We start from the raw sequence: 12328 nt of genomic DNA on the forward strand, positions 1-12328 counted from the left end.
GGAACACGGAGAGGTGCCGGTGAGCATCCAACTGATGGTGGTGGCGGCCTACCTGCCGAAGGAGGTGATCAACACCACGCAGAAGCTGGTCCTCATGAAGATCGCGGACTCGGCCGATGACCAGACCAGGCTGGCCCGGCCGGGCCTGGAGCGGATGATGGCCTGGGCCGGCGTAGGGGAGAAGCAGGTCATCACGGTGGTGACGCAGCTCGTCGGCCTTGGCCTGGTCGAGCGGGTCACGGTCGGACGGGTCGGCCGCCGCGCCGAGTACCGGGTGTTCCCGCACGGCGTGCCGCCCATCCCGTCGACGGAGGAGCTGATCGAGCGGCGCCGGGCGGCGCAGCGTGCCCCGACCAACCCCCGCCTCGCCCGCAAGACCGCGCGCCGCAAGCCGTCGTCGGCGGCCCGGACACAGCAGGACGTCGCCGCGCGGGAAGAGGCACGGGCCGCCGCCGAGGCCGCTTCGGAGCCAGGGTTGCCCCAGGGGAACCCTGATGACGCTCCGGGCAGGGTTGCCCCAGGGGAACCCAGTGGGTTGCCGCAGGGAAACCGAGCGGGTTCCCCTGGGGAAACCCCTTCTCTTCCTCCTTCTTCCTCTTCTCTTCCTAACCCCCCTACCCCCACGGCTGACGCCGCAGGGGAGCCGGAGGCGGAGCGCGGAGAACCGCAGCGGGCGGGCTGCCCGAAGCACGCCGAGCCGGTGAGCAACTGCCGGGGGTGCGGGACCAACCCGCGTGCCGGGAGGGAGCAGGCGCGGCGAGAAGCGGCCGACCGCGAGCACCGCCAGCAACAGGACTGGCTACGGCAGTTCTTCGCCGAGCAGGAGCAGCGCGTCGCGGCAACGGACCAACAAGCCCTGGAGATGGCCCGCCAGCGAGTGCGGGACCTGGCTCGAATGGGACGCGAGATGGGCGCCAACTCCCGCCGGAGACAGGGGCGTTCCCAAGAGCGGAAACATTGACGCCCCGGTGTACGCCATTAAGATATAAGCATGAGTTCGGAACCCGCCGAACTCGCCGACCTCTTGGAGACCACCTTGACCGACACACTCACCCCGGCCCCCGACGTCTACGTCGTGGTCGCCGAAGTCATCCACGGCTCACCGGCCGCACCGCGCCTCGGTGGCCACCTGTACTGCTCGGCCGAGTGCGCCGAACACGGCGTGCGTGAGCTCGTCAGCGACCTGAGCCGGGAGGAGGGCGGCAGTGGCTTCGTCCTGCCCCATGAGGGGCGCGCGATCGGCTGCGTCGTCACCCGCGGTCGCCGGATGTGGTCGGTGCAGATCCTCGCTCGCAGTGAACTGCCCACCGTCTGACATCCGCTTCACCTGAGATAGGTGACATTTTTCAACGGCGGGCGTGCTTTCTGTGCGCCCGCCGTGCACACCCTCTTGGAGACCAGCACATGACCACCACCATCGCGGCGCTGCCCGACCACAACCGCACCACCGACCCGCTGTGGCAGCGGCTGTTCCACCGCTACAGCCACGTCATCACCCCGCTGCGCTACGCGGGCTGGGTCACCGACATCGAGACCGCCGGAGGAGGAGAGTTCTTCGTCCGCGCCGAACTGCGGGACGGCACGGAGCTGATCATCGCCTCCGAGCACAGCCTGCCCGCCGATCCCGACGAGGTGAACGGCTGGACGGCCGTCCGCCAGGACGTGGAGAACGCGGACAGGCACACCGTCCTGTACGACTCCACCCCCAACGGCCCCCAGCGCCACCACCGGAACAGCCTCATCCCGCTGCTGGCCCGCATCGACGGCCTCGACGTTCCCCGCCGCGCACCCCAGCTGATCGTCTCGGCCACGCACACCGCGCCGTACGGCGCGAGCCACAACCAGATCGCCGGGATCGAGGGCGCGGCCACCGCCATCGCCCGCTTCTCGGAGTGGTCCCAGCGACTCACCGACCACGAGGGCTACCGCCGCGTCTGGCAGCGGCCCCAGACGGACGGCTACCCGCTGGCGCTGTTCGAGTGCGCCGGACACATCACGACCGTCCGCGTCACCCGCAGCGATGACTGACCGGCCGCGCCCCGCACCGCGCCCCACCGGGGGCGCGGACCGGTGATCTGGCTGCTGATCGTGTGCGCCCTCGGCCTGCTGGGGTTCACCGCCCTCGGCATCGAGGACAGCCGCCACCACCGCGCGTTACGCGCCTCCGACGAGTTCTGACCACGGCCGCCCGGCCCGCCATCCGGGCCGGGCGGCCCCGCCTCTTGGAGACCTAAGACCGTGCCCCGATCCATCCACCTGCTCTGCGGAGCGGGCGGAGATGCCACCGGCCTGTTGGAAGCCGGTTTCGAACCCATCCTCGGCATCAACCACTGGCAGACCGCCGTCGACACGTTCGGGCTCAACCACCCGAATGCGGCGGCTCGCTGCGCCGACATCCAGAACTACCCCATGCGCTGGCTCCCGAAGGCCCTCGTGCTGTGGGCCTCGGTCATCTGCACCGAGGTCAGCCCGGCCGGCGGGAAGAAGCGGCCCGATCCGGTGCAGGACGCGCTGTTCGAGGAAGAGGAGCAGTGGCGCGAACTGCCCCCGGAAGCCTTCGAGATGACCCGGGTGACCGCCTGGTGCGTGCTGCGCGCCGCCGAGGCGAAGCGGTTCCCGTGCGTCGTCGTGGAGAACGTCGTCGAGTTCATCACCGACTGGCTGCTGTTCCCCGAGTGGATCCGCGCCATGAAGAAGCTCGGCTACCGCGTCCAGATCGTCTCCGTGTCCTCCGCGCACATCGGGTCGGAGACCAATCCGTACGCCCCGCAGTGGCGCGACCGCGTGTACCTGGTCTTCACCCTCACCGGGATCCGCCGCCCCGACCTCGCCCCCCGTCCACGGGCGTACTGCTTCGAGTGCGGGCGGGACGTCAAGGCACGCCAGAGCTGGCGCGACCCGCGGGTGAAGGTTGGCAAGTACCAGCAGCAGTACGACTACCGCTGCCCGAACAGCCGCTGTGGCCACGCGCTGGTGGAGCCGTACGTCCGGCCCGCCTCCGACGTGATCATGTGGGACGACATCGGCCAGCGCATCGGAGACCGCGCCCGCCCGCTGGTGCCGAACACCATGCGCCGCATCGCGGCCGGACTGACGAAGTTCCCCTACGAGCCGTCCGTCGTCACCCTCACGCACGGCAAGGACGGCACCGACCGGGCCTTCGCCCCGCACACTCGGCCGCTGCCCACCCGCACGGCCAAGCTCGGTGAAGCCCTGCTGGTGCCGGTCGGCGGCTCGTGGAACGACACGGCCTCGCCCATCGAGGAGCCGATGCGCACCCGCACCACCCGGGAGAGCGAAGCCCTCGTCACGGTGGACCCGTTCATCGTGGAGTTCCGCAACAACTGCGACGCCGCGCCGATCGACGCCCCGCTGAGCACCATCGCCACGGCCCGCCACCACGGCCTGGTCGTACCCGACGGCAACGTCGGCACCCGGGCCCGCAACACGCTGGTCATCCCGTACCGCAAGGCCGCGCCGAAGACCGCGGGCGAGCCCCTGCACACCCTGTCGACCCGCGACTCGGCGGCCATCGTGCGGACCGCGCCCGCCATCGAGGACTGCTACTTCCGCATGTTGCAGCCCCGCGAGCAGCTGTCAGCCCAGCGGTTCCCCGAGACGTACGAGGTCGTCGGCACCAAGGCCGCCCAGACCCAGCAGGCCGGCAACGCCGTGTCGGTCAACGTCGCGCGCTGGATCGGCGAACGCCTCAAGCCCGTTCTCGCCTAACTCCCAAGAAGAAAGGACATCACTGCCATGACACCGGCAGCGCACGACCAGTTGACCATTCTCTGCTCGCAGCGCGAGGAACTGGAGGCCGAGCGCCTGCGCATCGAGAAGGCGTACTGCCTCGCGGTGCTCGACCACATCACCGCAAAGATCCGCGCCGCCTGCCCCGAGGCGGTCTACGTGACCTTCGCCTTCTACAGCTCCCGCACCCTCGACCTGCACGGCGTGCTGGGCGCGCAGCCCAGCCCCCTGGGAACCTGCCCCGAGCTGTGGGACAACCGCGACGGGGAGGACGAGCACCCGCTCGACGACATCGCGGACCAGATCGAGTCCGACGTGCAGGCTGCGCTCGCTCCCTACTCCTCTCCGGCGTGGGCGTCCGTCCACCGCAACTCTGCCTCCGACGGCAACTCCTGGCTGCTGGAGTTGCCCCCGGCCGACCGGGCCGCCCGCGTTGCCGAGCTGGTCCGCGAGCACCACCCGGAGGCGACCGCGATCGTCGTGGACGGACGCGCGGCCGGGCGGGTCATCGAGATCTTCGAAGGCGTCGCCGACGACGGCACTCCGGTGCGGATCCCCCGTCCGGGTTGGCCGCCCGCCCGCGACACCGCCCTCGCCGGGCTCATCGCCCAGATGCTCGCCCTCCCTGCCCTGGCCGACCGGCACCTGATGCCGCTGCCCGGTGACTACGCCCACCCGTTCGGCCTCAGCACCAGCGATCAGGTCCGCTTGATGCCGCTGCCGCCGACCGCCTAGCGCACGGGAGGAGGAGCAGATGAGCGGCAACGGGTGGGTCGCCCAGGCCCCCTGCGCCGGGGACGCCCGCTTCACGTCCGAGGAGACGGTGGCCGAAGCCCCGACGGAGCCGCTGGTCCTCTCCCTCCTCGCGGCCTGCCAGGGCTGCCCGTTCCGGTCGCAGTGCATCGACCTGGTCATGCCGAGCGCGAGCCTGTTCGACGGCGTGTGCGGCGGGCGGCTCTGGCACAACGGGCAGGTCCTCGCGACCTGCGAGGGCGCTCAGCCCGCCGAACTACGCGAGCGCGGCCGACGCCCGATCACCCACGGCACCGAAGCCGGTGCCCGTGCCCACAACCGGCGCGGGGAGCGCGCCTGCTCCCTGTGCCTGGAGGCCGGACGGCTCGCCCAGCAGGCCCGCCGGGCCCGCAAGCGCGCCTCCGGCTCCTGATCTCCACCCCTACAACTCCTGCGGAGACCCACCATGTTCACCGTCAAAGCCCGCGACCTGGCGGCCATCCTCGACCAGGCCGCCCCGCACCGCTTCCAGGCGGACGAGGACGCCAACGACCTCGACGCCCTGATCCTCGACTGCACCCCCGGCCACCTCCACGTCGTCGCGTGCAGCGACCGGACGCTCGCCGTCGCCCGCACTCCCGTCGCGGGTGAGGTGTGGACGGCCCCCGTCGGCTACGACGACGCCACCGCGCTGCGCGGCTGGCTGGAGTCGTCCGACACCGTCACCGTCGAGCACGTCACCAGCCGCGGCCACCAGCTGCTCCGCTTCACCGAGGGCGTCGCGCAGCTCACCGTCCCCGCCGCACCCCACGTCGGACGCCTCCCGTGGCGCGCCCTGCTGCGGCTGGTGATCGACGCGCGCGAGCACCCGCTGGCGCAGGGGCGCCCCGTACAGCTCAGCGCCGACGACCTGTCCCGGTGGCTGAACGCCGGCAGCAACGGCGAGGCGATCGAGTTCCGCTCCCTGGGACCGGTGGGCACCCTGGTGACCGCCGGGCCCGACTTCCTCGGCCTCCAGACCCCGCACGGCTGGGACGGCCCGGTGCCGGGCGAGGGATGGTCCTCGTCGCTGCGCACCCGCCTGTTCCTCTTCGCCGGGCAGTTCCTCGAGGTCGGGGCGCGTTACGCGGACCGGACGGGTACGGAGTGGGTCGTGCCCACCCGGCCCCGCTCCGGCGAGGAGCCGTGGTTGATCTCGGCCGACTACGCGGCCGTCGCCCTGCCCATCTCCCACGTGCTCGCGGTCGGCAAGTTCCTCGTCCGCCTGCCCGACTGAGCCGAGATAGGTGACATTCATGAATCATGTTGTGCGCTCCCGTGCTCCGGTGTGTGGCCAGCTCGCGGACCCCGGCTACGGACTGAACCCGTGGCCCGCTGCGTGGCGCGCCCGCCCTCGACTCCTGCGGCCCAGCCGAATCGAAAGGAATCCCTCTGTGAACAAGGCCCAGCTCATCCAGGCCGTGGCGAAGACGACCGGCAACCGCGCGCAGGCTGCCGACGCCGTGGAGGCCGCGCTCGACGCGATAGTCCGCGCCGTCGCCGCCGGTGAAGTCGTCTCCGTCACCGGCTTCGGCAGCCTTACCCCCCAGGTGCGCCAGGCCCGCACCGCCCGCAACCCGCAGACCGGTGAGCCGGTGGAGATCGCCGAGCGCCGGGTCGTGAAGTTCCGCCCCGGTGCCCGGTTCCAGGACCTCGTCGCGGGCCGCCGGGCCATGCCCGAGTCCGGCAACTGCATCCAGAAGGACCCCAAGACCCCCAAGGTCGCCCACCCGTAACCCGCTGCACCAGGGAGCCGTCCCGGCACGCGCCGGGACGGCTCCGCCGAAGGAGTTCGAGATGAACGACCGTTCCGTGGGCGTCGAGATCGACGCCACCGCGAAGTGGCTGGAGGAGCGGGGCATAGTCGGCTCGGCCGGTCTGCTGCGGCGCGTCGCGCGTCAGAGGGACGACGCCGTACGACAGCTCGGCCTGCGCCCCGCCTCGCCCGCGCACCAGACGGGCGGCGAGCGCCCCGCCCCGCGCGACCTGGACGCCGCCGCCGAAGCGGCGATGCTGCGCACCGACGTGGCACGTCTCCAGACCCTGGCCGAGCGGGCCGGCTGGGTGCCCGACCCGGCCGCGAAGCGCCTGTTGCGCTGGCGCGACGGCTGGTGGGAGCTGGGCCACCGCCGCAGGAACCCGAAGGACGGCTACCACGACACCGGCTGGTACCTGTGGGGGCCGGTCGGCAGCTATGACGGCGAGTGGGTCGACCGCCACAAGGGGCCGGCCATGGCCGAAGCGGAGCGCCTGATCACCACGCATCGTGCCGCGACAGGCGAGGGGCAGCGGTGAGCGGCTCGATGGCACTGGTCAGCGTCCCCGCCATGCCGATGGCCGAGGTGATCCGGCGGGCCGGAGGTGCCGCGTGACCGCCGAACTCCAAAGCGCCCCGGTGACGTTGCCGAGCGTGCAGAAGAAAGGGGAGTGGCAGCCGCGTGTCGTCGGCCTCGACCTGTCGCTGACCTCGACCGGCATCGCGGGCACGGACTGGGCACGCGCCTACCGGCCCGGACGGCGTCGCAGCCACGAGCGGCTGGACTGGCTGGTCGCGGCCGTCGCGCTGAGCGTGAAGGACGGCGCGGACCTGGTGGTCGTCGAGGGCGCCGCGTACGCCCAGGGCGGGCAGGCCGGGCACCACGAGCTGGCCGGGCTGTGGTGGCTGGTCACGCAGTACCTGTGGCGTCACCGCATCCCCTACGCCGTGGTGACCCCGCACGGGCGCACCATCTACGCGACCGGCCGGGCCAACCCGGCCCAGGACTTCCCGCGCAAGGACCGGGCCCGGATCGCGAAGGGCATGGTGCGCTCGGTGGCCGTCGAGCGGTACGGCGTCCCGTGCGAAGGGCCGGGCCGCTACGACCAGGCGGACGCCACGATCCTCGCCGCGATGGGACTCGACTGGCTCGGCTACCCGACCGTGCCGGTACCCGACTCGCACCGCCGTGCGCTGGAGGCCGTCCGCTGGCCCGATCTCATTCCGGCAGCCGCGAATTAGGAAATTGAATTGCGGAAATTAAATGCGCATTCAGTCAGCCATACCTTGCTTCTGGGGTATTTGCCATTAAGATATAAGTAAGGAATTCGGGAAACGTCCGATGGAAAGGGGAATTGGAATGGAAACCCAGAACCACGGATGCGGCTGCGAGTGCAACAGCGGCGGCTTCTGCGGCGGCTGCGGCCACGCCGGATGCGGCGGACGCCGCTAACCATCCCCGAACCCCAGCAGCACCCCGCGCCCCCGGCCGACCGCCGGGGGCGCACCCATACGCGCAAGCGCCTCTTGGAGACCCAATGACCGACTACTCGCCCGGAGTCCGCGAACTCGCCCACCAGATAGGGCTCGACCCCGAGCACGTCGCATACGCCGTCCGCTTCGCCTCGCACACCTTCGCCCGCGTGCAAGTGACGACCGGCATGACCCTCGACCAGTTCCGCCGCCTGTTCACCCAGGACCGGCACTCCATCGCCATCGTCGCGAACCTTGCGATGCGCCACGCCGGCCGCCGCGAGGACGCCCAACTCCTCATGACCATCTACAAGGCCGCCGTCGGCCGCCTCCCGTACGAGCGCCCCCTTCACACCGGCGTCGGCACCCTGCCCGAATGCCACGGCCACCCGCACGTCCAGGCCGCCGTACGCATCCTGACCGCCGCCGGAATGCCGCCCATCCACACCGACGGCGTCCACGAACTGCGCCCCGGCTTCCAGGTCATGCCGGACGACACCGGAGACCTGCCCGGCTGGGTGTTCATCAAGCCCGACCCCGACGCCAAGGGCCGCACCGGCTTCGCGGGCGGAGACCTCGGCTACCTCGCCGTCATGCGCTGGGCCGGATGGGGCGTCATCACCGAACGCCTCCCCGGCGGCCTGTACGCCGCCTGCCACCCCGACCACCGGGACAACCCCTTCCCCACCGCCCCCACCTCCTGACCCCGCCCGTGCCCGGCCGCCCCGCGCGGCCGGGCACGGCCCACCAGAAAGGCATCAGCCCGTGAAGCTCCCCGTTGACGACGCCACCCTGGCGGCCTGGGCCGCCCTGCTCGGCCTCACCGACAAGCAGACCGCCGCGACCCTCGCCGAGATCGAGAAGACCCTGCGCATCGGCTACGAGCACCGCCCCGACGAGCTGCGCGACACCAGCTTCGACCAGCTCATCAGCGACATGGACACCGACGAGGCGGCCCTGATGTTCCTCATCAACGGCCTGCGCCAGGCCGGGTACCCCGCCGCTGCCTACGACGTCGAGATCCGCGGCATCTTCGCCACCCTCCGGGACCTCCAGCAGACCAGCTGATCCCGCTCCCCACCCCACCCACACGCCGCCCCGGCCGCGCACCGCGCACCGGGGCGGCCCCATGCGCGCCTGCAGAAAGGAATCCGCAGCCATGTCCGACGACTTCTTGCCCCGCGCGGCAGCCCCGGCCACCGCCGAGCGGCCCGCGCCGTCATGGGCGAAGAAGGCCCCGCCCAAGTCCAAGGCCCGCCCCACCGGCAAGATCACCGCCCGCCGCTACGCTGCCCCGCGCGACCCGCACGAGCACGCCCGCAAGATCGCGGAAAACGTCCTCGACGCCTGGTACCAGTCCTTCGGCGGCAGCAGCATCGACGTCCCCCTCGGCACCGTCGCCGGGCTCTCGCTGCTCCGCAACGTCCCCGGCCTGGCGGACTGGGTGCTCAACCTCAAACCCGAAGAACTCCCGCAGCTCCTCAAGGAGATCTATCTCGGCCACTGGATCAAGCGCCCCGACCTGATCAACCGTGCGATACGCCTGCACGACTGGGCCTGGAACCCCGACCCCGACAAGCAGCAGCTCCGCGCCGTCCACGCCGTCACCCGCGCCGCCCTCAACACCGGCCTGATGGACCTCACCGGTCATGACGACCCCTGGCAACGCTCCGAAGCCGACGTCCTCAGCCCCCTGCTCACCGGCCTCCGCCACAAGAGCGACAAGAAATGGCGCGGCGAGTACCACACGCCGGCGTGCGTCACCGACCTGCTCGCCAACATGACCGTGGACAAGGACTTCGCCAAGCCAGGCATGTCCTTCCGCGAACCCGCCGTCGGCTCCGGCACGATGTTCCGCTCCGTTGCCCAACGCCTGCGCGACCTCGGCCTCAACCCGCACGACTTCCACTGGTACGGCAACGACATCGACTCGCTGTCCGCCGGGTGCGCCGCCGTCAACGCGATCATCTGGGACCTCGGCCCGCGCTGCCTTATCGGCTGCGCCGACTCCCTCGCCCCGGACGACGACTACGCCAAGACCCGCGCTGAAGCCAAAGAAGCCTTCGAGCAGCGCGACCGGTACATGGAGACCGCCTCCACGATCGTCGCCCACCGCCGCGCCATCGCCCTCCTCGACGAACTCATGCCCAGCAAAGAGAACGCCGCGTGACCGAACCCGACCCCTTCGACCGACCCGGGACCACCCCGGCACCGCGCCGCCGCCGACGCCCGGCCTTCGCCGGACCCCGCGACGAGATCGACCTGCCGCCCCTCGACCAGCTCGCCCCCACCCTCGACCCCCCGTGGACCAAGGAGGACACCGACACCCCCGACCGCACCGCCGCCTACCACCACCCCGACGGCCACCGCATCGGCCTCCGTGTCCAGCCCCGCGGCCTCGCCATCCAGACCTGGATCACCGCAGGCCCCGACCTGCCGCCGATCCCCGACGGCACCGACATCGAGCAGGCCGAAGCGCAAGCCGCCAACGACGCCCGCATCCAGCCCGGCCGCACCTGGCACGCCGTCCTGACCACCCGCACCAGCAAGGCCATGGCTGCCGACCTCGGCGACCTCGTCCGCGACCGCCTCATCCCGGCACTCACCCGCAAGCCCAAACACATCACCACCAGCACGCCCACCGACGCACCACAGCCCAACGCCACAACGGAAGGACCCGCAACATGAACCCGTCACCCCTGCGCATCGCCAGCCCCAGCGATTTCATCGAGCTGATGCCGTTCCTCCTCGGCCACACCCCGGAGAACTCCCTCGTCCTCCACGGCATCGTCAACAGCGGCACCGCCGGACCCACCATGACCGTGCCCCTGCCCACCGACCCCACCCACTGGCACGCCGTCGCAGAGGCCGCCGCCCCCGAATTCATCGCTTCCACCCGAGAGCGCGGCCACGACCTGCTGGACGTCGTGGTCTGCCTCTACCGCAACCCCCAGCCCGGCCACAGCCCCGAGGAGACCGCTCACCTCCTCGGCCACATGGCCGACTGGACCGTCGACGCCTTCACCGAACTCGGAGACGCCCCCGTCAAGCTCGTCCTCGGCATCGTTGGCGACAAGTGGTGGGACTACACCTGCGACTGGCCCGGCTGCTGCGAAGGCGAACCACTGCCCGCCGGCGACCACCCCGAGAGCGTCACCGCCCGACTCCGCGCTCTCGGCCGCATACCCGGCCGCCCCAGCAGCGAGATCGCCAGCGAGTACCGACCCACCCGCACCAACGCGGCCCGCTACCAGCGCGCCCTCCATGAGGCCAGCGCAGACTTCCTCCAGGGCGACCGCACCGCCTGGGGCCGACTCGTTGCCCGCCAAGGCACCCTCAACATCATCGGCGCAGCCCTGAAGGATCTGCGCAACGGCACCCCCATCACCGACGAACCTGCCGCGCGCATCATCCTCGGCCTCCAGGACCGGCGCGCCCGCGACCGCGCCCTCTCCCACGGACCGGAAGAGGACCTGCCGTACGAACGGCAGATGTGGGCCACCCTCGCCCGCCGCTGCGTCCCCCCGTACACCGAGCTGGCCCCCTCCCTGCTCACCCTCTTCGCCTGGGTGACCTGGCGGCAGGGCGACACCGTCACCGCACGCCACGCTCTGCGCGAGGCCCTGGAGATCGACAGCACCTACAGGCTCGCCCAGCACCTTCACGCGGCGATCAACCAGGGCATTCCCGCAGACGGCTTCCTCGGCATTTGCCGCACCGCTGGCCGCGAACAAGAGGCCGACGACGAAGCCGCCCTCCGAGACCGCTGATCACCACCGCGGCCCCGGCCCCCGCGCCGGGGCCGCCCCACCAGGAACCAGACCATGACCCACACCGACGAACCGCGCCAAGAGGCTGTTCGTGGCAGACGGGACCGAGGCAGTGTGAGCGACCCCAAGGCCGTCACATGGCTTCGCCCCGAGTACAGGGGCCGCGAGGACGAGCTGATCAACCTCGCTGGTGGAGCTGCTCTCGTCGGCGTCAGCCGCTCAGCAGTCAGCAACTGGGCGAAGCGCCATGCCAACTTCCCCAAGATCGCTCTCCTCACTGGCATCGGTGACCGGCGCGTGAAGTACGTCCCACGCTCGGAGTTCCTCGCCTTTGCCCGAGCCCAGTTGAGCAAGAAGCGCGGCCCGAACCGTCCTCCTGCGCCGCGCCGATCAGCGATAACACTTCGAACCGAGGAGATCGCGCACTCCGAACGTCAGATCGCACGCCTTGAGGAACTGGAGGCGCGACAGGCCAAGGCGCTAACCAACACACGCCGCGCCCTGAGGAAGCACCGGGCACGGCTTCGACACGCCCAAAAGCGCCTGGCCGAAGAAAACGCGGTGCTGCACGGCAACCGGGGTAGGCAGGGTCCGAACCAGGCAGATCGGTTCCGAAGAGAGTAACCACGAGCTAGCCTGTGATCAGGCGGCTGACCTGCGGAAAGCTGCGATGCTCCACCTCCGGGCACAGGAGGTGGGAACCCGCTGCGCCGGTAAAGCACTCCGCTGCGTGCGAGTTCCAGACCTCGACTTCCCCCACCGCTCAACCTGCGTCGATCCAGGCAGGCGCCCCAAGTAACTCCCTCGG

Annotated in this window: 16 protein-coding genes; all 16 read left to right on the forward strand. The window is 70.9% G+C overall.

Going from position 1 to position 12328, the window contains the following annotated elements:
- Window positions 1-19: 19 nt before the first annotated feature.
- The 16 genes from AMK26_RS03075 to AMK26_RS36575 all read left to right on the forward strand — a co-directional run bounded on the left by AMK26_RS03075 (window position 20) and on the right by AMK26_RS36575 (window position 12144).
- Entirely contained in the window at window positions 20-961 is a 942-nt protein-coding gene (locus AMK26_RS03075) for a helix-turn-helix domain-containing protein (RefSeq protein WP_143608451.1), read from the forward strand.
- A 30-nt stretch (window positions 962-991) separates the two neighbouring features.
- Entirely contained in the window at window positions 992-1315 is a 324-nt protein-coding gene (locus AMK26_RS03080; RefSeq protein ID WP_073751622.1) for a hypothetical protein, read from the forward strand.
- A gap of 89 nt (window positions 1316-1404) precedes the next feature.
- Window positions 1405-2028: a hypothetical protein gene (locus AMK26_RS03085; protein ID WP_073751623.1), complete on the forward strand. Its 624-nt coding sequence runs from the start codon at window positions 1405-1407 to the stop codon at window positions 2026-2028.
- Window positions 2029-2238: 210 nt separating this feature from the next.
- A complete protein-coding gene (locus AMK26_RS03090) occupies window positions 2239-3729 on the forward strand; it encodes a DNA cytosine methyltransferase (RefSeq protein ID WP_073751624.1) in 1491 nt (496 codons plus the stop codon).
- Window positions 3730-3756: 27 nt separating this feature from the next.
- Complete coding sequence (locus tag AMK26_RS03095; RefSeq protein WP_073751625.1) at window positions 3757-4485, forward strand: hypothetical protein; 729 nt, start codon at window positions 3757-3759, stop codon at window positions 4483-4485.
- Window positions 4486-4504: 19 nt separating this feature from the next.
- Window positions 4505-4915: a hypothetical protein gene (locus AMK26_RS03100; RefSeq protein WP_073751626.1), complete on the forward strand. Its 411-nt coding sequence runs from the start codon at window positions 4505-4507 to the stop codon at window positions 4913-4915.
- A 33-nt stretch (window positions 4916-4948) separates the two neighbouring features.
- Window positions 4949-5758 (forward strand): hypothetical protein, encoded by an 810-nt coding sequence (locus AMK26_RS03105; protein WP_073751627.1) that lies wholly within the window; start codon window positions 4949-4951, stop codon window positions 5756-5758.
- 19 nt (window positions 5759-5777) lie between these two features.
- A complete protein-coding gene (locus tag AMK26_RS03110; RefSeq protein ID WP_079277418.1) occupies window positions 5778-6257 on the forward strand; it encodes an HU family DNA-binding protein in 480 nt (159 codons plus the stop codon).
- 61 nt (window positions 6258-6318) lie between these two features.
- Window positions 6319-6816, forward strand: a complete 498-nt coding sequence (locus tag AMK26_RS03115; RefSeq protein WP_073751629.1) for a hypothetical protein — start codon at window positions 6319-6321, stop codon at window positions 6814-6816.
- 115 nt (window positions 6817-6931) lie between these two features.
- Entirely contained in the window at window positions 6932-7519 is a 588-nt protein-coding gene (locus AMK26_RS03120; RefSeq protein WP_107420870.1) for a hypothetical protein, read from the forward strand.
- A gap of 296 nt (window positions 7520-7815) precedes the next feature.
- Window positions 7816-8454 (forward strand): hypothetical protein, encoded by a 639-nt coding sequence (locus tag AMK26_RS03125; RefSeq protein WP_073751631.1) that lies wholly within the window; start codon window positions 7816-7818, stop codon window positions 8452-8454.
- 61 nt (window positions 8455-8515) lie between these two features.
- Complete coding sequence (locus AMK26_RS03130) at window positions 8516-8818, forward strand: hypothetical protein (protein WP_073751632.1); 303 nt, start codon at window positions 8516-8518, stop codon at window positions 8816-8818.
- 91 nt (window positions 8819-8909) lie between these two features.
- The gene (locus AMK26_RS03135) at window positions 8910-9920 is read left to right on the forward strand and encodes an N-6 DNA methylase (RefSeq protein ID WP_073751633.1); all 1011 of its coding nucleotides are present in this window, start codon (window positions 8910-8912) and stop codon (window positions 9918-9920) included.
- On the forward strand, window positions 9917-10438 hold the full coding sequence (locus AMK26_RS03140) for a hypothetical protein (RefSeq protein WP_073751634.1): 522 nt from the start codon (window positions 9917-9919) through the stop codon (window positions 10436-10438). The genes AMK26_RS03135 and AMK26_RS03140 overlap by 4 nt, the downstream gene beginning before the upstream one ends.
- Entirely contained in the window at window positions 10435-11520 is a 1086-nt protein-coding gene (locus tag AMK26_RS03145; RefSeq protein ID WP_073751635.1) for a DUF4192 domain-containing protein, read from the forward strand. Before AMK26_RS03140 ends, AMK26_RS03145 begins: the two co-directional genes overlap by 4 nt.
- Before the next feature lie 54 nt (window positions 11521-11574).
- Window positions 11575-12144 (forward strand): hypothetical protein, encoded by a 570-nt coding sequence (locus AMK26_RS36575; protein WP_143608453.1) that lies wholly within the window; start codon window positions 11575-11577, stop codon window positions 12142-12144.
- The last annotated feature ends 184 nt before the right edge of the window (window positions 12145-12328 follow it).

Source organism: Streptomyces sp. CB03234, from assembly GCF_001905885.1.
In the GTDB taxonomy this organism is placed as follows: Bacteria; Actinomycetota; Actinomycetes; order Streptomycetales; family Streptomycetaceae; genus Streptomyces.